General features: G+C 72.9%; 26 protein-coding genes and 2 tRNA genes. 18 read left to right on the forward strand and 10 right to left on the reverse strand.

What is annotated here, in order from left to right; translation table 11 throughout:
* The 4 genes from ABT299_RS44460 to ABT299_RS44475 all read left to right on the forward strand — a co-directional run.
* The coding region (locus ABT299_RS44460; RefSeq protein WP_500254487.1) for a hypothetical protein at positions 1–438 on the forward strand (438 nt) is incomplete at its 5' end.
* Complete coding sequence (locus ABT299_RS44465) at positions 435–1,982, forward strand: relaxase/mobilization nuclease domain-containing protein (RefSeq protein WP_500254488.1); 1,548 nt, start codon at positions 435–437, stop codon at positions 1,980–1,982. The genes ABT299_RS44460 and ABT299_RS44465, both read left to right, overlap by 4 nt.
* Positions 1,983–2,176: 194 nt before the next feature.
* Positions 2,177–2,716 carry a hypothetical protein gene (locus ABT299_RS44470; RefSeq protein WP_500254489.1) on the forward strand — a complete coding sequence of 180 codons (540 nt, stop codon included), beginning with the start codon at positions 2,177–2,179 and terminating at the stop codon, positions 2,714–2,716.
* Positions 2,717–2,728: 12 nt separating this feature from the next.
* On the forward strand, positions 2,729–2,926 hold the full coding sequence (locus ABT299_RS44475) for a helix-turn-helix domain-containing protein (protein WP_346048737.1): 198 nt from the start codon (positions 2,729–2,731) through the stop codon (positions 2,924–2,926).
* 242 nt (positions 2,927–3,168) lie between these two features.
* Here the strand turns inward: ABT299_RS44475 and ABT299_RS44480 are convergent.
* Positions 3,169–3,239: transfer RNA gene (locus ABT299_RS44480), tRNA-Gly, on the reverse strand.
* Positions 3,240–3,395: 156 nt separating this feature from the next.
* Here ABT299_RS44480 and ABT299_RS44485 point away from each other — a divergent pair.
* The 5 genes from ABT299_RS44485 (at position 3,396) to ABT299_RS44505 (ending at position 9,554) form a co-directional block, all read left to right on the forward strand.
* A tRNA-Pro gene (locus ABT299_RS44485) sits at positions 3,396–3,469 on the forward strand.
* Between the two features lie 135 nt (positions 3,470–3,604).
* Positions 3,605–5,899, forward strand: coding sequence for an Orn/Lys/Arg family decarboxylase (locus ABT299_RS44490; RefSeq protein WP_500254490.1), 2,295 nt, complete (start codon positions 3,605–3,607; stop codon positions 5,897–5,899).
* 98 nt (positions 5,900–5,997) lie between these two features.
* Entirely contained in the window at positions 5,998–7,038 is a 1,041-nt protein-coding gene (locus tag ABT299_RS44495; RefSeq protein ID WP_190865182.1) for an NAD(P)-dependent alcohol dehydrogenase, read from the forward strand.
* A gap of 125 nt (positions 7,039–7,163) precedes the next feature.
* A complete protein-coding gene (locus tag ABT299_RS44500; RefSeq protein ID WP_500254491.1) occupies positions 7,164–8,243 on the forward strand; it encodes a hypothetical protein in 1,080 nt (359 codons plus the stop codon).
* A gap of 117 nt (positions 8,244–8,360) precedes the next feature.
* On the forward strand, positions 8,361–9,554 hold the full coding sequence (locus tag ABT299_RS44505; RefSeq protein WP_500254492.1) for a low temperature requirement protein A: 1,194 nt from the start codon (positions 8,361–8,363) through the stop codon (positions 9,552–9,554).
* Positions 9,555–9,578: 24 nt separating this feature from the next.
* Here ABT299_RS44505 and ABT299_RS44510 read toward each other — a convergent pair whose 3' ends face one another.
* The 3 genes from ABT299_RS44510 to ABT299_RS44520 all read right to left on the reverse strand — a co-directional run bounded on the left by ABT299_RS44510 (position 9,579) and on the right by ABT299_RS44520 (position 12,460).
* The gene (locus ABT299_RS44510) at positions 9,579–10,091 is read right to left on the reverse strand and encodes a Dps family protein (RefSeq protein ID WP_241756282.1); all 513 of its coding nucleotides are present in this window, start codon (positions 10,089–10,091) and stop codon (positions 9,579–9,581) included.
* Positions 10,092–10,275: 184 nt separating this feature from the next.
* Positions 10,276–11,715 (reverse strand): FAD-binding oxidoreductase, encoded by a 1,440-nt coding sequence (locus ABT299_RS44515; protein ID WP_500254493.1) that lies wholly within the window; start codon positions 11,713–11,715, stop codon positions 10,276–10,278.
* A gap of 121 nt (positions 11,716–11,836) precedes the next feature.
* Positions 11,837–12,460: a TetR/AcrR family transcriptional regulator gene (locus tag ABT299_RS44520; RefSeq protein WP_190865192.1), complete on the reverse strand. Its 624-nt coding sequence runs from the start codon at positions 12,458–12,460 to the stop codon at positions 11,837–11,839.
* Between the two features lie 90 nt (positions 12,461–12,550).
* Here ABT299_RS44520 and ABT299_RS44525 point away from each other — a divergent pair, with 90 nt between their 5' ends.
* A complete protein-coding gene (locus tag ABT299_RS44525) occupies positions 12,551–13,912 on the forward strand; it encodes an MFS transporter (RefSeq protein ID WP_500254494.1) in 1,362 nt (453 codons plus the stop codon).
* A gap of 9 nt (positions 13,913–13,921) precedes the next feature.
* Here ABT299_RS44525 and ABT299_RS44530 read toward each other — a convergent pair whose 3' ends face one another.
* Entirely contained in the window at positions 13,922–14,395 is a 474-nt protein-coding gene (locus ABT299_RS44530) for an RrF2 family transcriptional regulator (RefSeq protein ID WP_190865197.1), read from the reverse strand.
* Between the two features lie 86 nt (positions 14,396–14,481).
* On the opposite strand from ABT299_RS44530, the gene ABT299_RS44535 reads away from it, so the two are divergent.
* On the forward strand, positions 14,482–15,222 hold the full coding sequence (locus ABT299_RS44535; protein ID WP_500254495.1) for an SDR family oxidoreductase: 741 nt from the start codon (positions 14,482–14,484) through the stop codon (positions 15,220–15,222).
* A 41-nt stretch (positions 15,223–15,263) separates the two neighbouring features.
* On the opposite strand, the gene ABT299_RS44540 is transcribed toward ABT299_RS44535, so the two are convergent.
* A complete protein-coding gene (locus ABT299_RS44540) occupies positions 15,264–16,223 on the reverse strand; it encodes an alpha/beta hydrolase family protein (RefSeq protein ID WP_500254496.1) in 960 nt (319 codons plus the stop codon).
* A gap of 111 nt (positions 16,224–16,334) precedes the next feature.
* On the opposite strand from ABT299_RS44540, the gene ABT299_RS44545 reads away from it, so the two are divergent.
* Positions 16,335–16,715: a MerR family transcriptional regulator gene (locus tag ABT299_RS44545; protein ID WP_387031150.1), complete on the forward strand. Its 381-nt coding sequence runs from the start codon at positions 16,335–16,337 to the stop codon at positions 16,713–16,715.
* Positions 16,716–16,769: 54 nt separating this feature from the next.
* Here ABT299_RS44545 and ABT299_RS44550 read toward each other — a convergent pair whose 3' ends face one another.
* The 3 genes from ABT299_RS44550 to ABT299_RS44560 form a co-directional block, all read right to left on the reverse strand.
* Entirely contained in the window at positions 16,770–17,126 is a 357-nt protein-coding gene (locus tag ABT299_RS44550; protein ID WP_387031152.1) for a DUF3237 domain-containing protein, read from the reverse strand.
* Between the two features lie 168 nt (positions 17,127–17,294).
* Positions 17,295–18,266, reverse strand: a complete 972-nt coding sequence (locus tag ABT299_RS44555) for a helix-turn-helix transcriptional regulator (protein ID WP_387031076.1) — start codon at positions 18,264–18,266, stop codon at positions 17,295–17,297.
* Between the two features lie 54 nt (positions 18,267–18,320).
* Positions 18,321–18,857 (reverse strand): isochorismatase family protein, encoded by a 537-nt coding sequence (locus tag ABT299_RS44560; RefSeq protein ID WP_190865209.1) that lies wholly within the window; start codon positions 18,855–18,857, stop codon positions 18,321–18,323.
* Between the two features lie 173 nt (positions 18,858–19,030).
* Between ABT299_RS44560 and ABT299_RS44565 the strand changes: the two genes are divergently transcribed.
* Both ABT299_RS44565 and mftR read left to right on the forward strand, forming a co-directional pair.
* The gene (locus ABT299_RS44565; RefSeq protein ID WP_387031079.1) at positions 19,031–20,896 is read left to right on the forward strand and encodes a bifunctional metallophosphatase/5'-nucleotidase; all 1,866 of its coding nucleotides are present in this window, start codon (positions 19,031–19,033) and stop codon (positions 20,894–20,896) included.
* Positions 20,897–21,000: 104 nt separating this feature from the next.
* Complete coding sequence (gene mftR, locus ABT299_RS44570; protein ID WP_387031080.1) at positions 21,001–21,642, forward strand: mycofactocin system transcriptional regulator MftR; 642 nt, start codon at positions 21,001–21,003, stop codon at positions 21,640–21,642.
* 40 nt (positions 21,643–21,682) lie between these two features.
* On the opposite strand, the gene mftG is transcribed toward mftR, so the two are convergent.
* Positions 21,683–23,221, reverse strand: a complete 1,539-nt coding sequence (gene mftG, locus ABT299_RS44575) for a mycofactocin dehydrogenase MftG (RefSeq protein ID WP_500254497.1) — start codon at positions 23,219–23,221, stop codon at positions 21,683–21,685.
* Between the two features lie 138 nt (positions 23,222–23,359).
* On the opposite strand from mftG, the gene mftA reads away from it, so the two are divergent.
* The 4 genes from mftA to mftD all read left to right on the forward strand — a co-directional run bounded on the left by mftA (position 23,360) and on the right by mftD (position 26,283).
* Positions 23,360–23,482 carry a mycofactocin precursor MftA gene (gene mftA / locus ABT299_RS44580; RefSeq protein WP_190865215.1) on the forward strand — a complete coding sequence of 41 codons (123 nt, stop codon included), beginning with the start codon at positions 23,360–23,362 and terminating at the stop codon, positions 23,480–23,482.
* A 10-nt stretch (positions 23,483–23,492) separates the two neighbouring features.
* Positions 23,493–23,780, forward strand: coding sequence for a mycofactocin biosynthesis chaperone MftB (gene mftB, locus ABT299_RS44585; protein WP_190865217.1), 288 nt, complete (start codon positions 23,493–23,495; stop codon positions 23,778–23,780).
* A complete protein-coding gene (gene mftC / locus ABT299_RS44590) occupies positions 23,777–25,030 on the forward strand; it encodes a mycofactocin radical SAM maturase (RefSeq protein ID WP_190865226.1) in 1,254 nt (417 codons plus the stop codon). Before mftB ends, mftC begins: the two co-directional genes overlap by 4 nt.
* 62 nt (positions 25,031–25,092) lie before the next feature.
* Positions 25,093–26,283, forward strand: a complete 1,191-nt coding sequence (gene mftD / locus ABT299_RS44595) for a pre-mycofactocin synthase MftD (RefSeq protein WP_387031087.1) — start codon at positions 25,093–25,095, stop codon at positions 26,281–26,283.
* The last annotated feature ends 1 nt before the right edge of the window (position 26,284 follow it).

Raw genomic sequence — 26,284 nt, forward strand, 5'->3', positions numbered from 1 at the left:
AGCCAGGAGCGGAGGTGCATGACGACATCCAAACGAGGCGGCGACGGGACGGAGCCGTTGCAGCGGCGAGCGAAGCTCGGCGGAGGGCGGCGGCGAGATCGGGAACTGAGAATCCGCGTCTGCGACCAGGAGTACGAAGAGTTCCACGACGCGGCGACGCGAGCCGGGCTCGCATGTAGCGCCTTCGTCGTGAAGACGGTTCGTACTGCGATCCGCGAGCAGCGGCCGGTGGACGGGGCGCTCGTCGCGTTGCATGCCGAACTGCGGAATGCCAGCCGTCAGGTGAATGCGGTCGGGGTCAACCTCAACCAGCTCGTGCGCCATGCCAATGCCTACAACGAGGTCCCGGAGTCGGTGGCGTGGTTGGCGGCGTACTGCTTTCAGGTGGTGCGGCGGGCTGAAGCCGTCATCGTCGAACTCGGCAGACGGCTGCCGTGATCGCGAGGGTCACGCGCGGCACCGACGTTGGGAACCTGCTGCGGTACTTGTACGGGCCGGGCAAGCGCAACGAGCACGCCAACCCCCACCTCGTCGCCGGGTACCGGCACCCGGCCGCACTGGAACCAGCGAAACACGCGGACGGCAAGCGCGACCTTCGGCCGCTGGGCGAGGCGCTGCGGTCTCCGCTGGACACGATGCGGCGAAGCCAGCCGGCGGGGCCGGTCTGGCAATGCTCGCTGCGGGCGGCCCCTGCTGACCGGCACCTGACGGATGATGAGTGGGCCGACGTCGCCGAGGAGTTGATGCACCAGACCGGCATCGCCCTACGCGGAGATCCGGAGGCGTGCCGGTGGATCGCCGTGCGGCACGCCGACGATCACATCCACGTCGTGGCCACGCTCGCTCGAGAGGATGGCCGGCGGCCGAACATCACCCGCGACTACCTCAAGGCGCGCAAGGCGTGCCAGGTCGTCGAGGAACGGTATGGACTTTGCCGTACCGCGCCCGCGGATCGGACGGCGGCGCCCCGCCCCACACGTGCTGAGATGGAACGGACCGAACGCGCCGGGTTGGAGGAGCCTCCTCGTACCGCGTTGCGTCGGCAGGTGGCCACGGTCGCTGCCTCGTCCGACAGCGAAGACGCGTTCTTCGCTGGCCTGCGCGAACGCGGGCTGACGGTCCGGCTGAGATTCAGCGTCCGCACGCCCGGCGAGGTGACGGGATACGCCGTTGCCTTGCCCGAATACACCAACTCGGAGGGGGCGCCGGTCTTCTTCTCCGGCGGCAAGCTCGCCGATGACCTCACCTTGCCCAAGCTGCGCCTCCGGTGGAACGACGGCGCAATCCGTCAGCCCGCTGCCCCCTCGCGCCGGTGGGCCCCGGGTCCGTCGGCCGACCACCGGTTGCAGACCGCCGCCTATCGGGAGGCCGCTCAAGCGGCCGGTACGGCGGCTTGGCAAATGCGCGAGTTCCGCGATCCTGGTGTCCGTGCCGATCTGGCAGTGGCGGCCTCTGATGTCCTGCACGTCACTGCAGACATCACCGGCAACCGCAAACTGGCCAAGGCTGCCGACTTCTACGACCGCGCCGCCCGAGAACCGTTCGGCCGCCCGCCACCGGTCACCCCGTATGGAACTGCCCTGCGCGCGGTAGCGCGCACACTCGCAATCACTAACGTTCACTGGGGAGATCGACGCGAGCACAAAAGGAACCTCACCGTCGACCTGCTGTTCCTCATCGCCAACCTCGCCGATCTCATCGAAGCGACGGCCGAGCACCGCCTGGCCCAGCAACGCCTCGCCCAAGCCGATGCCGCACGCCAGGCCGCAGGGCGGCTACACGCCGTCCGACGAACGGTGACTGGGCCGACCGCACCGGTGCCGCCACGCCTCGCGGAAACCCTCGACGAGGGGCGGGCGATGGCGAGGCTCGCAGCCGAAGCCTTCCCCGTACCGCTGGCCGAAGGACTGGGCTCGACCGCCGCATCCTCTGCTCGTCCACCTCAGGCGCCCCAGCGTCGTAGCGGCGCGCCCAGGCGCTGACCTGCCGAGGGCGAGACTCGCCGGTGCCTCTGGAGTGCTGGAGTCAAGATCGAGGCACAGGCACAATCACGGAGCGTAAACAACGTCATGAAGCGGCAGAGCATCTATCTGCCGCTCCTCACAGGAAGGACGGGCCATGTCCACGAACAGCTCTGGCCCTCCCATAGAGGGTCTGCACCCCAAGGAGTGCACCCATGACCTCCAACCCCAGCGCGATCAGCCGCAACGCCCAGGTTGACCACGAGCCCGAACAGCTCGCTGAGGATCTGGAACGAGCCGTCCGCTCGCTGAAGCAGGCCGTGGAGGAGCCGGACGGCCTTGCCGGACCCGCGACCGTCCGCGCCGTTCTGGACGCCGTGCACACAGCCGTCACCGAGCTCGACCACCTTCTCCTTCAACTCGAACGCTTCCTCACGCGCCAGCACGCGGACGGACACCTCGTCCGTGACCACGGCGGGAGCCTCGACGGGGCACTCGACGACTTCGGCCGCGCCATCCTCCACGCCCGCCACCTGGGCGCCGGATGCGGCGAAGCCATCAACCAGGCCCGAAGCGCGATCAACCACGTCCAGGGCACAGGATCGCCGCCCGCAAGCAGCGCACCACCACTCAGCGGCACTGCCACCGAAGCGGCTCCCGCCGCCCCGAGCCGCCGAGACGCGCCACGGGTGACGCCTCCAAAAAGCCGAGGGCTACGGGCGAGATGGTTCGGCAGCTCCCGGAAGGGAGTCTGAGCCGTGAAACAGATGAGCCAGGACGAGCTCCTCGCCCTCCCCACCACCATCAGTGTCGAGACTGCCGCCCGCGCCATCGGGCTCGGACGCACGCGCGCCTACCAGCTCGCCCGCCGAGGCGAGTTCCCCTGCAAGGTCATCCGCATCGGCGCCAGCTACCGCGTCGTGACGGTCGACCTCCGCCGGCTTCTCGGTATCGAGCCGAGCTAGCGGACGTCCAGCGAGCGAAGGTCCGGTTCTCCGTTGGAGGACCGGGCCTTCGGTGTTGAGGGTGCCAGGTCCGTGCCTGTGGTGATCTTTGCCGGGTGTCGCCAGGCCATGATCGTGAAGGTTCGCAGATGAACCAGGATGGTGCTCAGGCGTGCCCGATCCCAGTGACAAATGGGTGACAAATGATCTTGGAAGGGGTTCTCAAGATCGGCCCATAGGGCTCTGACCTGGAGAAATTAGAGAGCGGGCGACGGGAATCGAACCCGCGTAGCCAGTTTGGAAGACTGGGGCTCTACCATTGAGCTACGCCCGCGAGGGGTTGGAGGGCCGGCTGGGCCCTCGATCGTCAACGGTAGCGTACCGGGTGACGGGGAGCGAACGGGTCCGCGGTCGTAATGCCGGGTTGAGCGAGGCGGACGGGCCTGATCGGCATTAGACTTCACGGGTCGCCGGGGACGGCGGCGTGTCGCGGGCTGTAGCGCAGTTTGGTAGCGCACTGGCTTTGGGTGCCAGGGGTCGTGGGTTCGAATCCCGCCAGCCCGACCGAGTGGGGCGCGAGGCGTCCGGTGGCGGATGAGACCGGTGGGTGACAGTTGGCTGCCGGAGCCTGTCTGCACGCACGGTGATTGTTGTACTACTGGCGGCGACCGGGTTCTCGTTCCGAGCCTAGGAGCCCCCTTGGAGCACACGGTTCTCATCGCGGCGGGCGAGCGGGCCGACGCCGACTCCGTGGCCGCCGAGCAGTTGCGGGACGTGCGCGGCGAGATGGAGCGGCACGGGCTGCGGGTGCGGTGGACCCACCGGACCGAGGACGCGCTCGCGGTGCTGCGGTCGGACGCGACGCTCGCGGCGGTCCTCGCCGAGTGGGCGGTGCAGGACGCCGACCAGGTGCTCGGCGGGATCACCGGACGCTTCCACGGGCTGCCGGTGTTCCTGATGATGCGCGACGGCGGCGTCCGGGACGTGCCCCTGTGGGTGTACGAGGTGATCTGCGGGCTGGTGTACCCGCTGGAGGACACGCCCGCGTTCATCGCGGGAAGGATCAGCCGGGCCGCGGAGGAGCACGCCGAGAGCCGGCTGCCTCCGTTCTTCGCCGCGCTGCGCCGGTTCGACGAGGACCACCGGTACTCGTGGCACACCCCGGCGCACGCGGGGGGCGTCGCGTTCCTCAAGACGGGGGTGGGGCGGGCGTTCTTCGACTACTTCGGCGAGCATCTGCTGCGAACCGACCTGTCGATCTCCGTGACGGACCTGGGGTCGCCGCTGGAGCACACCGGGCCCATCGGGGACGCCGAGCGCAACGCAGCCCGGGTGTTCGGGGCCGAGCGGACGTTCTTCGTGGTCAACGGCAACTCGACCGCCAACCGCATCGTCGGGCACCACGCGATCGCCCGTGACGAGCTGGTGCTGGTGGATCGGAACTGCCACAAGTCGATCCAGCACGCGCTGACGATCAGCGGTGCCCGGCCGGTGTACCTGGTGCCGGAGCGCAACGGGCTGGGGCTGGCCGGGCCGGTCCCGCCGGGGGCTCTGCGGCGGGACGCCGTCCGGGGGCGGCTCGCCGGTCATCCGCTCGCCGGCGGCGCTGCCGGGCCGGAGCCCTCGTACGCGGTGATCACGAATTCGACGTACGACGGGCTGTGCTACGACGCGGTGCGGGTGGCGGGGCTGCTGGGCGAGAGCGTCCCGCGCGTCCATTTCGACGAGGCGTGGTTCGCGTACGCGCGGTTCAACCGGATGTACGAGCGCCGGTACGGGATGGCGGTGGACGAGCGGGCAATGCCGGGGCCAGGACGTCCCACGGTGTTCGCGACCCAGTCGACGCACAAGCTGCTGGCGGCGCTGTCGCAGTCGTCGATGCTGCACGTCCGGTCGTCGGAGCGGGCACCGGTGGACTACGACCGGTTCAACGAGACCTATCTGATGCACGCCTCGACGTCGCCGCTGTATCCGATGATCGCGTCGCTGGACGTGGCGGCGGCGATGATGGACGGGCCGTCCGGGCCCTTCCTCACCGGCGAGGCGATCGTGGAGGCGGTGCGGTTCCGGCAGGCCATGGTGCGGGTGGCCGCGCAGATCCGGTCGGACGACGCGCGTCCGCCGTGGTTCTTCGGCGTGTGGCAGCCGCCGGCCGTGACAGATCCGCGCACGGGCACGACGGTGCCGTTCAAGGACGCCGACCCGGAGCTGCTGTGCACCGAGCCCTCCTGCTGGACGCTGGAGCCGGGCGCGTCCTGGCACGGGTTCGACGGCCTCGACGAGGGCTACTGCCTGCTGGACCCGATCAAGGTGACGATCACCTGCCCGGGCGCCGACGCGGCGGGCGGGCCGGCCCGCTGGGGCGTCCCCGCGCCGGTCGTGGCCGCCTACCTGCGGCGACGCGGGATCGTGGTGGAGAAGACCGGTGACTACACGCTGCTCGTCCTGTTCTCGATCGGCATCACGAAGGGCAAGTGGGGGACGCTGATCGACGCCCTCGTCGACTTCAAGAACGCCTATGACGACGACGTGCCGCTGCGCGAGATGGTGCCCGGCTTCGGGCCCGAGGGCGTCGGCCTGCGCCGGTACTGCGAGCAGGCCCATCTGCGGCTGAGCGGGTCGGACCTCGGGACGCTGCTCGACCGGGTGTTCACCGACCTGCCGGAGCCCGCGCTGACGCCCGGCGACTGCTACCAGCGCCTCATCCGGTCCGGCACCGAGCGGGTGCCGCTGGAGCGGCTGGCCGGACGGATCTGCGCCGCCACGGTCGTCGTCACCCCGCCAGGGATCCCGATGCTGATGCCGGGAGAGGCCACCGGGCCCGACGACGGGCCGGTGATGACGTACCTGCGGGCGCTGGAGGAGTTCGACCGCGCCTTCCCGGACATCGCCACCGACATCCACGGCGCCCACCGGGACGAGGACGGCCGGTACTGGATCGAATGCGTCCGCCGGGAGGACGGCGGGAGCCCCGCCGAACCGGCTTCCGGGTGAACCGCCCTCCGGGGCGGGTGGAACGCCCTGTTCGGGGGCATGCCCTGCGGCGAGGGAGAAGGCCGTCCGGGGCGGCGGCCGTCGTCGGAGGGGGTGCCATGAAGGCGGTGCAGTATCGCGAGGTGGGCGGTGCGCCGGAGGTCGTGACGGTGCCGGACCCCGTCGTGGGACCGGGGCAGGTCCTGCTGAAGGTCACGGCGGCGGGCGTCTGCCATTCCGACATCGCGGTGATGAGCTGGCCGGCGGAGCAGCTCGCGTTCCCGCTGCCGCTGACGCTCGGGCACGAGGGCGCCGGAACGGTGGAGGCGCTCGGGGACGGTGTCGAGGGGGTGGCGATCGGGGAGTCGGTCGCCGTCTACGGGCCGTGGGGATGCGGGACGTGCCTGATGTGCGCGCAGGGCAAGGAGAACTACTGCCTGCGGGCGGAGGAGCTGGAGATCCGGCCGCCGGGGCTGGGCGCGCCCGGCGCGATCGCCGAGTACCTGCTGGTCGATGACGCCCGCCACCTGGTGCCGCTCGGCGGGCTGGACCCGGTGCGGAACGTCCCGCTGACGGACGCGGGGCTGACGCCGTACCACGCGATCAAGGGGGCGCTGCCGAAGCTGGTGCCGGGCAGCGCCGCGGTGGTGATCGGGACGGGCGGGCTCGGGCATGTGGCGATCCAGGTGCTGCGGGCGCTGAGCCCGGCGCGGGTGATCGCGCTGGACGTGTCGGAGGACAAGCTGGAGCTGGCCCGGACGGTCGGCGCGCACGAGACGGTGCTGTCGGACGAGCGGGCGACGGCGCGGGTCCGGGAGCTGACCGGCGGGCTCGGGGCGCAGGCGGTCTTCGACTTCGTCGGGGCGCCGCCGACGGTGGCGACGGCGACGGCCGTCGCGGGCGTGGAGGCGGACGTGCTGATCGTCGGGATCGGCGGCGGCATCGCGCAGCTCGGGTTCGGCGTCGTCCCGTACGACGCGTCGGTGCGGGCGCCCTACTGGGGAAGCCGCGCCGAGCTGATCGAGGTGCTGGAGCTGGCGCGGTCCGGGGTCGTGGACGTGCACGTCGAGACGTACTCGCTCGACGAGGCACCCGAGGCGTACGAGCGCCTGCACGCGGGCCGCGTCAACGGCCGCGCCGTGATCCTCCCCAACGGCTGACCCGTCGCACGCCGGGAACGGCAGCGGCCACGCGCACCCACCCCTCGCAGTGGCCTGGGGTGGGTGTTCGTGTCGCGGTTCGGCTCGGCGGGTGGCACCGTAGGTGGTGCTGAGGGAGGGGAGCTGTGACGACTTACGCCTTCGACGAGGAACGTCACGCGATCGTCGCGTTCTGGGAAACGGGCTCGGGCTGCGCGGCCCGCACCTTCGCCGAGCTTCCGGGTGACGTCCCCTCCGACGCGGTCCGGCATCTCGCTCGGGCCTTGACGCGGTTGTCCGGCCGGGCCTGGCGCACCTATACCCATCCGGCGTCCGCCGCGGACGTGCAGGAGGTGAACGGCGAGGTCGGGCGACGCCGACAGGAACGGGAAGCGTTCGGGAGTGTGGCGGAGGCCTTGGCCAAGCCGAACCTGCCCTCCGACGGCACGCTCACCGTGTCGTACAACCCCGTTGAGGAGTGCGCGCACCGGGTCGGCCGTGCCTTGCACGACATCGGCGATGCGGAGTTGAGCAGGCGGGTCGGCGTTGAGGTGCGGGACGAGCTGGAGGCGATCGAGCAGGCCGAGCTCGGCGACCTCACCGGGCGCGCCCGGCAGGCCCTCGCTCTCACGCGAGCCGATGCCTCGCCCGTCCAGGTCCAGGCCGCCGACAGGATCCTCCATGCGAACCCGTTCGGCGGCCCGAGCCTGTTCACGGAGGTCGAGCCCGCCGCCGCGGCCATCGCGGCGGCGCACTGGCTGCAGGCCGCGGCCGACGTGACGTCCGAGACGACCGGCTACGCGACCACGGAGATCATCCAGGAGGCGGACGGCATCGAGGCCCTCGCGCACGAGACCCCGACCCTCGTGCTGGAACAGCTCGAACTCGGCCTCAGCCCCTACGAGACGGTCACCACCCTGATCCGGGGGGCGATGATCGTCGCGGAAGGCCGGATCCCCGACCTCGACGAGCTCCTCGAGCACGTCGGCGAAGCCGAGATCCTCGCCCGGCATCACCATGACCCGGGGTTCCGCGGCACGCTGCTCAAGAGGCTCCGCACCACTCCCCTGGACCCCGCTCGCCCCGCGCACGATCTCTTGGAGGACATCCTCGACGGCATCCGCGGCTGCTGGCTCATCTACCAGGAGGACGCCTCGGAGGACGACGGCGACTTCGCCGACGAGGTACGCGCGGAAGCCGACTCCAAGCGCGAGCGGCTCACCTGACGCACGGCTCGGCGACGCGCGCCGGCACGGGGCGCTCCCGGTGCCTCGGTGGGCTACCGTCGCTTCATGTGCATTGAGGAGTCCGGCGCTGCGGCGCGGCGCTGATCCGCGTCCGCCATGTCCGAGAGACGCGAGCGCTGGGCGCGACTGCGCCAACGGCTGTGGCAGCCGCCGCGGCCGCACGGGGAGCAGCCGCTCCAACGGGACGTCGGCCCGCTCGAACTGTTCTACGACCTGGTCGTGGTCGTGCTCGTCGGACAGGCCGCCCATCAGCTGGCCGGGCACCTGACCTGGCGCGGGCTCGCCGAGTTCGGCGCGGTGTTCACGCTGGTCTGGATCGCCTGGCTCAACGGCAGCCTGTACCACGACCTGCACGGCCGCGAGGACGCCCGGAGCCGCACGGTCCTGCTGGCGCAGCTCCTCGCGCTGGTGCCGCTGGGGGCGTTCATCCCCCGGGCCGGCGACCGGGGCGCCGTCGCGTTCCCGGTCGGCGCCGCGGTGCTGTTCGCGGTCCTCGCCCTGATCTGGTACCTGGCCGGCCGCCCGTCCGAGCCGCGGTTCCGCCGGTCCAGCCTGCTGTTCGTGGCCGGGACGGGCGCCTGCGCGGTCGTCCTGGCGGCGACGGCCCGGCTGCCGCCCGACGCGCGGGTCACCGCCTGGCTCCTGCTGGACGCCGCCTACCTGGCCGGGTTCAGCGCCATGATCGGGAAGGCGCCGCCCGGCCTCGTCGTCACGTCCGCGCTCATCGAGCGGTTCGGCCTGTTCATCATCATCGTCCTCGGCGAGACGGTCGTCGGCGTCGTCGACGGGCTCGCCCACGAGCCGGCGGACGCGCTGACGATCGCCGTCGGCCTCGTCGCCGTCGTCATCGGATTCGGCGCGTGGTGGACGTACTTCGACTTCGTCGGCCACCGCCCGCCGCGGCCGGCCCGCGCGTCGACCGTCCGGTGGATCATCACGCACCTGCCGTTCACGGCCGCGGTCACCGCCATGGGCGCGACCATGCCGAGCCTGGTCGAGCACGCCCACGGCGGACGGACCCCGGCACCCCTCGCATGGCTGCTCTGCGCGGCCACCGCACTGGTGCTCGCCGCGGCCATGGGCATCGCGTCGTCCCTGCAGGCCTGGGACGACAAGCGGTCCCTCTACCGCCTGCTGGTCCGCACCTGCGCCGTCGTGGCCGTCCTCTGCCCGGCCCTGGCCGCGGCGCGGCCGGCACCGCTGCCGATCGGCCTCGCCCTCGTCGTCCTGCTCGCGGTGCCGTGGAGCGTCGCCGTCACACGCCGCGCGACCTGGGACGTGCGGCCGTGAAGCGCACGCCGAACGGGGCCCGGGTCAGCGGGCGGGGCCGTTGTGCGGGGCCTCGACGAGCGGGGTGTCGACCAGGTGCTCGATCAGGAACCAGGCCTGCAGCTCGCCGGTGCGGATGACGTCGGAGACCAGCAGGTCGTTCGTGCCGTCGTCGCCCATCTCCTGGGCGCGGGCGGCGACCTCGTGGGCCGTGACGAGGATCGTCTCGTGCGCCTCGAGCAGCCGCGACAGCATCGCGGGGACCTCCTCGGCGCCGTTCGGCGGGCGCGGCACGGCGGTGATCTCCGCGACGTGGCGGGGGTCGCCGACCGCGACGCCGCCGAGGGTCTGCACCCGCTCGGCGATCAGGTCCACCAGCTTGAGCTGCTCCTCGGCATGCTTGTCGAGCAGGAGATGGAGCTGGTAGAAGGTCGGCCCGCGCATCAGCCAGTGATGCTTCTTGTAGAGGCTGTGGAGGATCTGGGTGTCGGCCAGAACCTGGTTGAGCCTCTCGCAGGAGTACATCCGGGCCTCGAACGACAGGCCGAGCGGGAACATCCGGACCGTGCCGAACTTCTGGATCTCCCCGCTATCGACGTGCACCCATGGCTGGCTTCCCGTTGCGGGCTTTCGGCTGGTGCGTTGGGTGGGCACCGGGCAACTCCCCTCACGATCGATCCGCGGACAGCGTGGTGGTTTCCCGAAACCCCGCGATATCGCCCCGGGCGCGGCCAACAAGGCATCAAGAATCCTTGGGCCGCCCGCCATCGACGCGGTCGGCGGGCGTGATGTTGTGGTTCATGCGGAACAGGTTGCGCGGGTCGTAGCGCTTCTTGACGGCGGCGAGGCGGTCGTACCGTTCGCGGCCGTAGATCACGCGTAGGGCTTGCGGAGTGGCGGCTTCCCGTGCGCCGAGAAGGTTGGGCATTCGCTCGTCCATGGTCCAGGGGGCGAGCGCGTCGACCAGGGTGTCCAGTTGCTCTTGGAAGAGCGCGGCCTTGCCCGCGTCGCCTCCGCCGATGCCCAGCACCGACCATCCCGCGTCCCGGCCGGGAACCGCGTTGGGGACGGCCGGTGGCGCTTCCATGGCTCCGCCAAGGCGGCGCACTTCGACGAGGCTGAGTTCGCTTTCCGTATCGGGACCCGCCACGGCGAGGAGGGCCTCGGCCGCCTCGCCGGGAAAGTCCCGCAGCATTCCCGAGCGCTCGACCCAGGGGAAAGGGCCGGGCGGGTCGAGGAACAGCGAGGCGGCCTCGCGGTAGGGCGGCTCGGTGGCCGATTCCAGCAGCGCCGGCGCGATCCGGCGCATCGGTTCGAAAGCGCGTTCCGCCTCGTCCCGCGGTCCGAGCGAGGTGAACCGCAGGTGCATCACGAACCGTCCGCGGAGCGGCTCCGGCATCGTGGGCAGAGCGCGCTGGAAGGCGACGGACGAGCTCATCTCCCTCGGCAGGCCGCGTGCCCATTCCCGCCAGGCGTGCAACGTCCGCGCCATGTGCTCGCCGGCGAAGAAGAGTCCGGCGCCGTAGAACCGGCGGACGGGGAAGAGCGCGAACTCCAGGGCGGTGACCGCGCCGAAGTTGCCCGTTCCGCCGAGCAGCGCCCAGTACAGGTCCGGGTCGGAGGACGGGGTGGCCCGGCGCGCCTCGCCGTCCGCGGTCACGACCTCGATCGCCCGCACGTGGTCGGCGGCGTATCCGTGGAGGCGGCCCATGATCGGGCTCGCCCCGCCGCCGAGGTGGTAGCCGATGACGCCGACGCTGGACGAGCCGCCGCTGATCGGGGCGAGGCCGTGGGCGCCGACCTCGTCGAGGGTGTCGCGCCAGCGGGCTCCGCCCTCGACGCGCGCGACCCTCCGTCCGGGGTCGACGCGGACGGCGCCCATCCGGGACATGTTGATCAGCACCGCCCCCTCGGCGGAGCGGGCCATCTGGTGTCCGGTGGCGAGGACGGCCACCGGTAGGTCCCGCTCGGCGGCGAACCGCACCGCGGCCAGGACGTCGTCCGCGCCGGTCGCGCCGACCGCGACCGCCGGACGTACCGGGGTCAGCAGGTTGAAGGTGGCACATTCAGCCGGGTAGCCGGCGTCGCCGGGCAGCACCACCGGGCCGCCGACCCGTTCCGGGAGATCCGCGATGTCGGCCCTGCTCAGCGAGGCCGGGCGCACCGGTACAGAGGAGGCCATCTCGTTCCGCCTTCCGTTCCCCGTCCCGCGCGCAGCCGCCATCGGCGAGGGAGACCCTGCCCCGTCCGCGTCCGGCAACACGAAGCGTTCGAGGTCGGGCTCTCCGCGTTCACCGATCGCCTCAGCGCGGGGTGTGGGGGGCGACGAAGGTGGAGTGCAGGAGGCGGGCCATGTGGTCGCCTATCTGCTCCGGTGTCCAGCCGCGGTCGACGAGGAGGGTCTCGCTGACGCCGTTGGAGATGAGCGCGAGCAGCATGTCGGTGGCGGTGTCGACGGTCCAGCCGGGCGCGAGGACGCCTTCGGCGTCCAGGCGGGCGATGAGCGCCCGGTTCGTCTCGTAGCGCCAGTACATCGCGGTGGCCCAGTGCCGTGCCGCGTCCGGGTCGTCGCCCGCCTCCCGCTCCACCGCGCGCGACACCGCGAGGATGCGCGGCATGAACGCGGCGTGCCGGTGCGCGAAGTGCTCCAAGGCGGCGACCGCGTCGGGCGCGTCGCTCACCGGGGCGAACCGGCCCTCGATGTCCTCGACCTCGTTCACGTAGTCGAACAGCTCGCTGATCAGCTCGGCGCGGGACGCGAAGTGCAGGTAGACGGCGCGCCGCGACACCCCGGCGCGCTCCGCGACGGCCGCCATGGTCGTCGCCGCCATGCCGTGCTCCTCGACGAGTTCGCGTGCCGCGCGCAGCAGCGCCGCCCGCGACCGGCGGCTGCGCGCGTTCCGCGGCTCCTCGATCGACCTCGCCATGCCCCCCATGCTCTCAGCCCGGACCCTGGCCTTAACTGCACGCAGTGTGTAATTTTTTGAAGTACACGCGGTGTGCAGTTTGGAGGGTCGATGGAGAGGAACCGTTGGTGGCCCGTGGTCGGGTGCGGGCTCGTCGTGTTCATGGCCACGCTGGACACCAGCATCGTGGCCGTGGCGCTGCCGGCCGTGGAGCGCGCCCTCGGCGTCCGCACGGCCGCGGCGCAGTGGGCCGTCCTGGGCTACCTGGTGCCGCTGGTCGCGCTCAGCCTGCCCGCCGGGCGGTGGCTCGACCGGACGGGTCCGCGGGCCGCGCTCGTGCTCGCGACCGGCGGTTTCACGCTGAGCAGCCTCGCCGCGGGCCTCGCGCCCGGCCTCGGCGCGCTGGTGGCGGCGCGGGTGGTGCAGGGGGCGTTCGCGGCGGTGCTGTTCGCGCTGGTCCCGGCGGTGACGGTGCGGGCCGTCCGGCCGGAGCTCGCGGGACGGGCGAGCGCGCTCGTCATGACCCTGGGGCCGCTCGGCGCGGTCAGCGGGCCCGTCCTCGGCGGCCTGATCGTGCAGGCGTGGGGCTGGCCCTGGATCTTCTACATCAACGTGCCCGCCGGGATCGTGGTGATCGCGATCGCGCTGGCGAGCCTGGACCGCGACGCGCTCGCCCGTCCCGACCGCGCGTTCGCGGCGGAGGCGCTGCTGCTGGCCGCCGCCGCGACGGCGCTGCTGCTGGCGCTCTCGCTGTCGGCGAGCCGGGGGCCGGCCTGGCTCGCGCTCGCCCTCGCGGCCGTCCCGCCGCTCGCCTGGTGGTGGCGGACGCAAACCAGCGCGCCCTTCCGGCGGCTCGCGCGGTTCCGGCCCGCGGCGGCGCCGGTGGCAGCGATCATGCTGAACGCGCTGGTCATCTCGCTGGTGGAGTTCCTGGCGCCGTTCTACCTGCAGCGGGTCCTGCACCTGTCGCCGGTGGACGCGGCGGCGACGATCCTGGCGATGCCGGCGGCCATGGTCGCGGCCGGTCCGGTCGGCGGACTGCTCGGCGACCGCTGGGGGACGTCCCGGACGGCCGCGGCGGGCGCGGCGGTCACGACGGCGGGCGTGCTCCTGCTCGTCCCGGCGGGCGGCGATCTGGGGTGGCGGCTGGCCGTGGTGGGGGCGGGGACCGGCCTGTTCGCCGGTCCGAGCTTCGCGATGCTCATGGCGCGCGCGCCGTCCGCGCTCCAGGGGACGGCCGGGGCGGCGCAGAGCCTCGCGCGGCAGCTGGGCTTCTCGCTCGGTCCCGCGCTGGCCACCCTGGCCTGGGCCGGCACCGGCTACTCGGTCGCCGGGATGCGGATCGCGTTCGGTGTGGCCGCCGTCGCGGGGCTGGCCGCCGTTCCGCTGCCGTGGTGGGCGGGACGGGCGCCCTCTCTCGGCAGCGACACCGGCGGCGGTGTGCGCGAGCGCGACGCGCTCCGGTCGCCGTAGCGCCCTCGGCTACGCCGTGCCAGCCATGCGCCGGCGGGTGCGGTCGGGGGCGGACGCGGGCAGGGTGGCGAGGATGTCGGCGAGCGAGGTGGCGTCGAGGCTCTGCCGCCATGCCTCGTGCGCCTCGGCCATCTTCGCGGCGAGGACGCAGGTCTCCTGGCAGTCCTCGGGGCGCAGGGCACCGCGCCCCTGCTGCCGGATCTCGCGGCACTCGTAGGGCGAGGACGCCCCGTCGACCGCCTCGACGATCTGCAGGAGCGTGATCTCCGAGGCGGGACGGGCCAGCCGGAACCCGCCGCGCGGGCCCGTGGCCGCCGCCAGGACGCCGCTCTTCACCAGCGTCTGGAGCTGCTTGGCGAGGTAGGGCGCCGGCAGGTCGTAGTACTGCGCGAGCTGGGCCGCCGAGGCGGTCGCGCCCGGGTCGAGCTGGGCCAGCGTCGCGGCGCAGTGCAGGAGCCATTCGGTGCTCACGGGCAGCTTCATGCCCCGATCCTACCTATCACGGATATTGCGGATCCTTTTAGTCCGAGATACTGTGCAGTCCGGTCCAGAGACGAGGAGGGGTCATCATGCGGATCGCCGTAGCGGGCGCGACCGGGAACATCGGGGCGCTCACCGTCGCCGCTCTCCAGAAGGCCGGGCACGACGTCGTGCGGATCAGCCGCTCGCTCGGCGTCGACCTGGTGACCGGCGACGGGCTCGACACGGCCCTGGCCGACGTCGGCGCGGTCGTCGACGCCACGAACGCGACGGCGGCCGACCCGGCCGAGACGGTCGCCTTCTTCACCGCCGCCACCAGGAACCTGCTCGCCGCCGAGGAACGCGCCGGGGTCGGCCACCACGTCCTGCTGTCGATCGCCGGGGTCGACCGCGTCGAGGGCAACGCGCACTACGCGGGCAAGCGCGAGCAGGAGCGCCTGGTCGCCGCGGGGCCGGTGCCGTGGTCGATCGTCCCGGCCACCCAGTTCCACGACTTCGCCGCGATGCTCGCCGGCTGGACCGAGCGGGACGGCGTGGCCGCGATCCCGCCGCTGCTCGTCCAGCCGGTCGCACCCGCCGACGTCGCCGACGTCCTCGCCGAGGTCGCCGCGGGCGCGCCGCAGGGCCGCTGCCCCGACCTCGCCGGGCCGGAGCCGCAGGACCTGGTGGACATGGCGCGCCGCACCCACCAGGCGCGCGGCCGCACGGTGAAGCTCGTGCCGACCTGGGCGGGGCCGCTGGGCACGGACATGGCGGGCAACGTCCTGCTGCCCGGCGAGGGCGCCCGCATCGCGCCGACCACGTTCGAGGAGTGGCTCGCGACGGCGTGAGCGACGCGGGCGCGGCGCGGGCGCGGCGCGGGCGCGGCGCATCACCTGGATTCGACGCGTCCGAGCGGATCGTCGTCTTCCAGCAGCTCCCTGCACGCCGCCGTCCAGCCGGAGTCGTCGATGCCGAGCGCGTGGCGGAGGTAGGCCAGGGTGAGCCGCTGGACGAGGCCGAGCCGTTCCGGGTCCTCGTCCGTCGTCTCCCTGGCCTCGTAGCCGGGGATCCCGCCGAGCGAGTGCTCCGCCCCGTACACCGTGAGCAGGCTCTTGCCGCCGGGGCTCAGGTGGTACGGGTCGGCCGTCCAGTCCGGTCCGCGGACGGTCAGCGGGAGGTCGTCCCGCTCCCCCATGACCACGAGGGCCGGCGTGGTCATGTGCGCGAAGGTCGGGTTCATGAAGGGGTAGTGCTCGGCCGCGAACGGCGTGAGGTCGGCTCCGCCGCGCCCGGCGGTGGCGAGCAGGACGCCCGCCTTGACCCGGGGATCGGAGAGGTCCTCGCCCTCGCCGGTCACGGGGTCGAGGACGCGCAGGCCCAGCAGGTTGCCCGCCGTCTGGCCGCCGAACGAGTGCCCGGCCGCGGCGACGCGGTCGCGGTCGAGGCGTCCGGCGAGGCCGGGGACGGCGGCCTCCAGCACGTCGAGGTGGTCGAGGACGCGCTTCAGGTCCTCGACCCGGAACCGCCAGATCCGCGGCGTCCGGGGGTCGTCCTCGGGCAGGGCCACCGTCCTCGAGTCGAGGTGGGTGGGCTGGATCACGACGAACCCGCGGGCGGCCCAGTAGTCGGTCAGGGGGCCGTAGCCCTCCAGCGACGACCCGAAGCCGTGCGAGAACACGATGATCGGCAGGGCGTCGCCGGTCGCGGGCGCGGAGACGCGCACGCGCAGGTCCTCCCTGCGCGGGTCCGCGCCGGGTCCCGGCGGCGGCAGCACCACCGGCTTCACCGAGACGACGGGGACGGGCCGATCAGAAGCGATATCGAGGGCCTGTGTTGCGGTTTCGGTCATGGCTCTTCCCTTCCGGCCGCTGACGCGGCGGGTGCGACTTCGCGGCTACGCTAAAAGCTGACGCTGACGTCAGAGGCAAGTGGCGTGGCCGGGATCACACCGGGAGGCATGATGCGGATCGGCGAGCTCGCCGCCAGGACGGGCGTGAGCGTCCGCGCCCTGCGGTACTACGAGGAGCAGGACCTGCTCGCCGCGGAGCGCAGCCCCAGCGGCCAGCGGCACTACCCGGACGGGGCGGTCGACCGCGTCCTGCTGATCCAGCAGCTGTACGGCGCCGGGCTGTCGAGCAGGTCGATCCTGGAGCTGCTGCCCTGCGTCGTGGACGGCGAGGCCACGCCGGAGCTCCTCGACCGGCTCGCCGCGGAACGCGAGCGCATCGACCGGCGGATCAGCGACCTGTCCGGCGCCCGGGACAGGCTCGACACCGTCATCACCGCCGCCACCGCGAACCTGCGGACCGGCGAGCACTGCCCCGCCCGCCGACCGAACTGACCACCGCCCGCGACGGGCGTTTCGGCGAGCGGGGGCGCGCTTCGGCGGGGCGGGTCAGAGGAGGGCGTACATGCGAATGAAGACGGCCTCGGGGTCCGAAGCGCGCGCCAGGCCGACGAAGACGGTCCGGGCGAGCCACAGGTGCGCCGGCGCGTCGGTGCGGAAGACGGGCGAGGTCCGGTAGTAGACGCCGGGCGCGGACACCTGGAGGTCGCCGTCGAACTGCTCCGGGGAGTCGCCGGCCTCGTGGTAGTAGCCGCGGTTGACGATGTCGATGACCACGCCGTCCTCGGCGCGGAGCAGGTAGCGGGCGTCTAGCTGGCAGACGTCGCCGCGGGTGCTCGACCAGTCGCCGCCGCCCGGCAGGACGGTCCCGCGCAGCAGCGGGCCGTCGACCGTGCCGCCGGTGATGGGGGGTGAACTCGGTCCTCTCCCCCGCGCCGTGGCCCACGTGCAGGGTCGGGGCGAGGTCGGCGCGGATCTCGAAGGCGAAGGTCAGAGCGGGCGCGAAGGGGGCTGCAGTGTCGGGCATGGCGGCAGGCTAGCGAGGGTCCGACCGATATACAACGGCGTTGTACATCACTGTTGCATCTCGTCGGGCCCGGCCATCGCGGCGAGGCGGCGGGCGAGGCGGGCGGCCGCCTCCCGCAGCTCCGGCGGCTCCAGCACCTCCGTCTCGAAGCCCAGCCGGGCGACGCGCACGGCGATCCGGTCCAGGTCGTCGGCGCCGACGACGAGCACGCACCACCCGTCGCCGCCGTCCTCCACCCGGCCCACCTCGGGCGGCACCAGCTCCCGGACCCGGCCCGGACGGGCGTGCACCCGGATCCGGGCGAGGTGCCGGTACGGCGCCTCGGCCACCGACCGCCGCACGTAGTCGACCGGGTCCGGATGCTCCCTCGCCGCGAAGCGCCAGGTCGTCGCCGCCACCTCGCGCATCCGGTCCAGCCGGAAGGTCCGCCAGCCGTCCCGGTCGACGTCCCAGGCCATCAGGTACCAGCGGCGGCCGGTCGCGACCATCCGGACCGGCTCCACCGTGCGCTCGCGCTCGGCGCCGTCGCGGGCCGCGTACCGGAACCGCACCCGCAGCGCGTCGCGGCAGGCCCGCGCGAGCGTCACCAGCACCTCCGCGTCGACGACGGCGCCGGGACCGACGAGGGTCTCGGTGGCGCCGTGCACCGCCCGCACCTCGGCGCGCAGCCGGGGCGGCATCACCTGGTCGAGCTTCGCGAGCGCGCGCAGCGCCGCCTCTCCCGCCCCGGCGACCGTCCCGCCCGCCGCCAGCCGCAGCGAGACCGCCGTCGCGATCGCCTCCTCGTCGTCGAGCAGCAGCGGCGGGAGCCGGGTGCCCGCGCCGAGCCGGTAGCCGCCGCCGACGCCCGGCACGGCGTGCACGGGGTAGCCGAGCGCGCGCAGCCGCTCCACGTCGCGGCGCACCGAGCGGTCGGTGACGCGCAGTTCCGCCGCCAGCTCGGCGGCGGTCCAGGACGGCCGGCGCTGGAGCAGCCCCAGCAGCCGCAGCACCCGCTCGGTCGTCGCCTCGACGGTCACGCGCTCATCGTTCCACGGGCCGCGGCGCGCCCCTCCCCGCCGCGTCCCGCCCCGTCAGAGGCACTTGGCGGCGGTGACGATCTCGGCGCGCATGTTCAGGTCCATCATGCGGAGCGCGGCGTAGCCGAGGTCGGGGTGGATGTGGGCGACCGCGTCGCGGACCACCTTGATCTTGAAGTGCCGGACGTAGGCGTCCAGGGCGCTGTAGAGCACGCACTGCTCGGTGACCTGCCCGGCGAGGATGATCTCCTCCACGCCTTCGCGGGAGAGCAGGTACTCCAGCGCCGTCCCGTAGAAGGCGCTGTGCCGGACCTTGGCCAGGAAGGGGCAGTCGTCCGGCGGCAGGATCGGCTCGACCAGGTCGGGACGCTCGCCGTCCAGCGCCCGGCGGACGAGGTCGTGCCGGTCGGCGGTGAAGTCGCCGTGGTTGTCGTTGACGTACAGCAGGCGCACGTCGTCGCGCTCGCGGGCGCGCTCCAGCAGCCGCCGCAGGGGTTCGATCGTCCGCTCCACGCTCGCGGTGAGCAGGCCCGCGTCCTGGTGGCCGTAGGGGTTCAGCATGTCGACGACGATCAGCGCACTGGTGCTCACGCGCCTGCTCTGCCCGGTCAGGACGGTCGCACACCTGCTCCGGGCGGCGCGGCGCAAGGACGGGGATTGCCAACGATCGGGGCCCAGGATCGGGGATTCTCACCGGCTCCGGCCCGGCGCGGCGGGCCTAGGGTTGCGGGTCGTCTCACTTGGAGCCCTTGGAAGGACGTGCGATGGACGAACCGCAGGGACCGGCGCCGCGCTGGTGTTCGTGCCGGGTGCCGGACGAGGCCGGCGGCGACCACGGGCACCGGCCCGGCATCAGCCGCCGGCAGGCGCTGGGCGGGCTGACGGCGGCGGGCGCGCTGGCCCTCGCGGGATGGCCCGGGACGGCGGAGGCCGCGGCGCCGGGCAGGCGGCCGGAGAGCGACGTGACCATCACCGTCATGGGCACGTCCGACCTCCACAGCAACGCGGTGAACTGGGACTACTACAAGGACGCCGCGTACAGCGACAGCGCGGGGAACGTGGTCGGGCTGGCGCGGGTGTCGAGCCTGGTGAAGCGGATCCGCGCTGCGCGCGGGCGGGAGCGCACGCTGCTCTTCGACGCCGGGGACACCATCCAGGGGACCCCGCTCGGCTTCTACTACGCGACCGTGGAGCCCATCACGAAGACGGGCCTGACGCACCCGATGGCGTTGCAGATGAACGCCATCGGATTCGACGCGGTGGCGCTCGGCAATCACGAGTTCAACTACGGGCTGCCGTTCCTGAACAAGTGGATCAGTCAGATGGACGCGCCGGTGCTGGCGGCCAACGCCGTGCACGCGGGCACCGACCGTCCGGCGTTCCGCCCGTACATCATCAAGCGGATGCGCGTCCCGGGGCATCCGCCGATCCGGGTCGGGCTGCTGGGGCTGACGAACCCGGGCGTCGCGATCTGGGACAAGGCGAACGTGTCCGGGAAGCTCGATTTCCTGGACCTGGTCGAGACGGCCAAGAAATGGGTCCCGATCGTGCGCGCGCAGGGCGTGGACGTCATGGTCGTCAGCGCGCACGCGGGCGACAGCGGGTTGTCGTCCTACACCGGCGACATTCCGGTGGAGAACGCGTCCGCGATGGTCGCCCAGCAGGTCCCGGGGATCGACGCGATCCTTTTCGGGCACGCGCACATCGACGTCCCCCAGCGGTTCGTCACCAACGAGGCGACCGGCGAGACGGTCGTGATGAGCGAGCCGAAGTGCTGGGGCGAGCGGCTGTCGGTCTTCGACCTGACGCTGCGGCGCGAGCGGGGGCGGTGGAAGGTCGTCGGGAAGTCGGCGACGACGGTGAACACGAACACCGTGGAGGAGGACCCGGCGCTCGCCGGGCTGGTGAAGAAGCAGCACGACGCCGTGGTCGCCTACGTGAACCAGGTCGTGGCGACGTCCACCGAGGAGATGTCGGCGGCGGAGTCGTGCTGGAAGGACACCGCGATCCTCGACTACGTCAACGCGGTGCAGACCGCGAAGGTCACCGAGGCGGTGGCGGGCACCGAGTACGCGTCCCTTCCGGTGCTGTCGATCGCGGCGCCGTTCAGCCGCGCCGCGACCTTTCCCGCCGGAAAGGTCACCATCAAGGACATCGCCGGGCTCTACATCTACGACAACACCCTGCTCGCCAGCGTCCTGACCGGCGCGCAGATCAAGGACTACCTCGAATACTCGGCGCGGTACTACAAGCAGGTCGCCGCCGGGGACGCCGTCGATCCCGCGTCGTGGACGAACGCCCACAACCTCCCCGACTACAACTACGACCAGTTCTCCGGGGTCACCTACGACATCGACATCGCCCAGGCGGAAGGGTCGCGGATCCGCGATCTCGCGTTCAACGGAACGGCGGTGGCGGACGATCAGAAGTTCGTCGTCGCGGTGAACAACTACCGCCAGTCGGGCGGCGGCGGCTTCCCGCACATCTCGACGGCGCCGGTGGTCTACAACGCCCAGGTCGCGATCCGCGAGGCGATCGTGGCGTACGCGTCGGCGGCCGGCACCATCGACCCGGCGTCGTTCCATGTGGCGAACTGGAGGCTCGTCCGCGACGGCACGCCCGTCTTCTGACGCGGCCCGCCCGCCTTCCTCGGCGCGGCCCCGACCCGTCTCCTCGACATGGCCCCGCGCGGCTTCCGGATGCGGACCCGTGCGGGGCGTGGGATTCTGGTGCCGTGACCTCGGAAGGCGGGACGGCCGGTCCCCAGCGGGCCATGGGCAGGCCGCGCGCGACCTCGCCGGCCGTCCTGGAGCGGCTGGCGTTCGAGCTGTTCGCCCGCAAGGGGTTCGACGAGACCACCGTCGACGACATCGCGGCGGCGGCGGGGATCGCGCGGCGGACGTTCTTCCGCTACTTCTCGTCCAAGAACGACCTGGTGTGGGGCGACTTCGAGGGCCAGATGCGGAGGCTGCGGGAGCTGCTCGACGAGGCGGACCCGCACGTCCCGATGATGGACGCGGTGCGCCGCGCCGTCGTCGAGTTCAACCGGTTCGACCCGCAGGACGTGCCGTGGCACCGGCAGCGGATGCAGCTGATCCTCGGGGTGCCGACGCTCCAGGCGGACGCGACGCTGCGGTACGCGTCCTGGCGGTCGGTGATCACGGCGTTCGTGGCCGAGCGGACCGGCGCGCCGGTGTCGGCGCTGGTGCCCCGGCTCGCCGGGAACGTTGTGCTGTCGGCCTGCGTGTCGGCGTACGAGTTCTGGCTGGCGTCCGGCGAGGAGACGGTGCTCGCCGACGTGCTGGACGAGGCGCTGCGGCAGGTGAGCGCGGGCCTGTCGGCGGTGCTGGACGGCGCCGGCTCGGTATCGGCCTAGCGGGAGGCGTCGGCCTGGCGGGAGGCGCGGCGGGCGGGCGTCACCCGCCGGCGCGGACGGCCCCGGCGATCACCTCGCCGATGAGGACGGCCGTCGCGGCGGGCCCCCGCAGCGGTGCGTCCGGGAGGACGGACGTGTCGGCGACGCGGAGCCCGGTCAGGCCGTGCACGCGGCCGTGGCCGTCGACGGCGGCGCCCATCGGCACGGTCCCGCAGGTGTGCTGGGACGTGCCGAGCCGGGCGAGGATCCACGCGTCGAGCAGGTCGTCGTCGTCCAGCGGGCCGGGCGGGGGGTCGACCAGGCCGCCGGAGACCTCGCCGAACGCGTCGGCCGCGACGACGGCGGCCGCGGCGCGCACGGCCTCGCGCATCCGGCGGCGGTCGGCGGCGGTCTCCAGGTAGCCGTAGGTGATCCGCGGCGGGACGTCGGGGTCGGCGGAGACGGTGCGGAGCGTCCCGCTCGCGCGGGGCGCCAGCGCCGAGACGAGCAGGGGCAGGGGCGCGCCGGGGGCGGCCGGCTCCCCGCCGACCAGGCCCATGATCGGCACGAGGGACTGGAGGATCTCCAGGTCGCCCGCCGCGGCGCCGCCGGTGGAGGGCAGGTGGAGGGCGCCGCCGAGCCAGCTCCCGGACGGCGGCGGCAGCGGGCGCCGCGGGGCCCATTCCACGGTGACCTGGGGGTGGTCGCTGAGCGCGGCGCCGACGGCGGGCAGGTCGTGGACGACGGGGACGCCGTGTCGGGCGAGGTCGTCGGCGGGGCCGACGCCGGACAGGTGCAGCAGGTGGGGCGAGGAGAGCGAGCCCGCGCACAGGACCACCTCCCCCGCGTCGAGGACCGTCCGCCGCCCGCCGTGATCGAGCACCGCTCCGGTCGCCCTGCCGCGCTTGATCACGACCGACCGCACCACGCAGTCGCCGAGGACGGTGAGGTTGGGCCGCCTCGCGGCCTCGCCGAGGAGGTAGGCGATCCCGGTGTTGATCCGCCGGCCGTCCACCGTGTTCGACGGCACCGGGCCGGAGCCGGGCGCGGCCTGCGCGTTCTTGTCGGGGTCGTCCGGGTGCCCCAGGGACCGGGCGGCGGCCTGGAACGCGGCGGCGGCGGGATGGCCCGGGTCGGTGCGGCGGACGGGGACGGGGCCGTCGCCGCCGTGCAGCGCGGTGGCGCCGAAGTCGAGGTCGGTCTCCAGCGCCCGCATGAGCGGCAGCACCCGGTCGTAGGACCACAGGTCCCCGTGGACGGACCAGCGGTCGAAGTCCGCGCGCCGTGCCCGGATGAAGTAGCCGCCGTTGACGGTGGTGGACCCGCCGAGGAACCGGCCGCGCGCCGCCGCGTAGGGCAGGCCGGGCGCGAGGAGGGCCGGGAACGTCCGGACGGCGGCGTTGCCCGGTTGCGCGCCGGGAACGAGGCGAGCGTCGAGCAGGCCGCCGGGGAAGTCCGAGAGCGCGCGCGGGACCGGTCCGGCCTCGGCCAGGAGCACCTCGCATCCGGGGTCCTCGCTGAGCCGGGCCGCCAGGACGGCGCCGCTGCCGCCCGCTCCCACCACGAGCACGTCGGGGCGGCGCGGGGCGGGCGTGCTCACCGGCGATTCCGGCGGATCATGGAGCGGGACCTTCCTTTATGACACTCGATGCATTTAGTATCCGTCCAGGACCGATGGTACGAGCCGCCCCGCCCGCCGGGGCGGCCGGGCCGTCGCACGCCGCACGAGGGAGGACCCATGGAGAGCAACGCTCCGCAGAACCCGCCGGCCGACCAGGCCGACGACCGCGCCCAGGACGCCGACGTCGCCGAGTCGCTGATCGAGGAGGTCTCGATCGACGGCATGTGCGGCGTCTACTAGGCCGCACGCCATGGCCCAGCCCGTGCCGGACCTCGACCTCGACCGCGCCTGGGACCTGCACCCGCAGGTCTCGGTGCGGCCCGAGCCCTTCGGCGCGCTCCTCTACCACTTCGGGACGCGCAAGCTGTCGTTCCTGAAGGACCGCCGCCTCCTGGAGGTCGTCCGGTCCCTCGGGGAGGCGCCCACCGCCCGGGAAGCGTGCGCCCGCGCCGGCGTCCCCGCGGCGGACCTGCCGAGGTTCGGCGCGGCGCTCGGCGCCCTCGCCGGCTCCTCCATGCTCGTGGAAAGGACCCCATGACCACCACGACGAACCGGCCCGCCCCGCAGAGCCCCGCCCGGCAGGGGACGCGGCTGGTCGACCTGTTCGAGTACGGGCTCGACGCGCCGATCTGCCTGACCTGGGAGCTCACCTACGCCTGCAACCTGTCGTGCGCGCACTGCCTGTCCAGCTCGGGACGGCGCGACCCGCGCGAGCTGAGCACCGAGGAGTGCAAGGCCGTCATCGACGAGCTGGAGGCCATGCAGGTCTTCTACGTCAACATCGGCGGCGGCGAGCCGACCGTCCGGCCCGACTTCTGGGAGCTGCTGGACTACGCCACCGCCCACCACGTGGGCGTGAAGTTCTCCACCAACGGCGTCCGGATCACCCCGGAGGTCGCCGAGCGGCTCGCGGCCAACGACTACGTGGACGTGCAGATCTCGCTGGACGGCGCGACGCCCGAGGTCAACGACGCCGTCCGCGGCCCCGGCTCCTACGACACCGCGATCCGCGCGATGCGCAACCTGCGCGATGCCGGGATGAAGAACTTCAAGCTGTCGGTGGTGTGCACCCGCCACAACATCCCGCAGATGGACGCGTTCAAGGCGATCGCCGACGAGTACGGCGCGCAGCTGCGGCTGACGCGGCTGCGCCCGTCCGGCCGCGGCGCGGACGTGTGGGACGAGCTGCACCCGCGCCAGGAGCAGCAGCGCGAGCTGTACGACTGGCTGGTGGCGCACGGCGACAGCGTGCTGACCGGCGACTCGTTCTTCCACCTGTCCGCCTACGGCAAGGCGCTGCCCGGCCTGAACCTGTGCGGCGCCGGACGGGTCGTCTGCCTCATCGACCCGATCGGCGACGTGTACGCCTGCCCGTTCGCGATCCACGACGAGTTCCTCGCGGGCAGCATCCGGCAGCCGGGCGGGTTCGCCCGCGTGTGGCGCGAGTCGGACCTGTTCCGGAACCTGCGCGAGCCGCAGACCGGCGGGGCGTGCGCGTCCTGCGGCTTCTACGACACGTGCAAGGGCGGCTGCATGGCCGCCAAGTTCTTCACCGGCCTGCCGCTGGACGGCCCCGACCCCGAATGCGTGCAGGGGCACGGCGAGAAGCTGCTCGCGCGGCGTCCCGAGGACCGGGCCGGGATCCCGAAGCCGTCCGCCGACCACTCGCACCGCACCTCGCCGCCGCGCCGGCGGCCGGTGCCGGTCACGCTCATGAGCCGCCCGCCGGAGCGCCCGCCGGTGAGCGCCTGCGAGGAGAACCCGCTGGCCGGACTCCGGCTCTCCTAGCGGTTCCCCGGCGGTTCCTCCAACGGACCCTCTCGTGGTCCACCCCTTCAGGAGACATCGACATGTTCAAGAACCCGTGGTTCGAGACCGTGGCCGAGGCGCAGCGCCGGGCCAAGCGGCGGCTCCCGCACATGGTCTACGGGGCGCTGGTCGCGGGCTCGGAGCGCGGCCGGACGATCGACGCCAACACGAAGGCGTTCGGCGACCTCGGCTTCGCGCCCCGCGTCGTCGGCCACAAGGCGCAGCGCGACCTGTCCACCACCGTGATGGGCGTGGAGACCTCCATGCCCGTGCTGATCTCCCCCACCGGCGTGCAGGCCGTGCACCCCGACGGGGAGGTGGCGGTGGCGCGGGCCGCCGCGAACCGGGGCGTCATCATGGGGCTCAGCTCGTTCGCGAGCAAGCCCGTGGAGGAGGTCGCGGAGGCCAACCCGAACGTCTTCTTCCAGATGTACTGGAGCGGCGACCGCGACGCGATGGTCCAGCGCCTCGACCGCGCGAAGAAGGCCGGCGCGAAGGCGCTGATCGCCACGCTCGACTGGTCGTTCTCCAACGGCCGGGACTGGGGCAGCCCCATGATCCCGGAGAAGATCGACTTCAGGACGGCGGCGAAGCTCGCGCCCGGCGTGCTGCCCCACCCGGGCTGGCTGTGGAAGTTCGCCAAGGAGGGCCGGATCCCCGACCTCACCACCCCGAACCTGAAGCCGCCGAACGGCCCGGCGCCGACCTTCTTCGGCGCGTACGGCGAGTGGATGCAGACGCCGCCTCCCACCTGGGAGGACGTCGCGTGGCTGCGCGAGGAGTGGGGCGGCCCGTTCCTGCTCAAGGGCGTCACCCGCGTCGACGACGCCAAGCGCGCCGTGGACGCCGGGGTGACGGCGCTGTCGGTGTCCAACCACGGCGGCAACAACCTCGACACGACGCCCGCCACGATCCGGGTCCTGCCGTCGATCGCCGAGGCGGTCGGCGACCAGATCGAGGTGCTGCTGGACGGCGGCGTGCGGCGCGGCGGCGACGTCGCCAAGGCCCTCGCGCTCGGCGCGCGCGCCGTGCTGATCGGCCGCGCGTACCTGTGGGGGCTGGCCGCCAACGGGCAGGCCGGCGTGGAGAACGTCCTGGACATCATGCGCGGCGGCCTCGACTCGGCCGTGCTCGGGCTCGGCCACTCCTCGGTCGGCGAACTCAACCCCGACGACCTCGTCATCCCGCCCGGCTTCGCGCTGACGCTGGGCGGCGGCGGCTCGGCCGGCTGAC

Source organism: Spirillospora sp. NPDC000708, from assembly GCF_040299565.1.
Lineage (GTDB): Bacteria > Actinomycetota > Actinomycetes > Streptosporangiales > Streptosporangiaceae > Spirillospora.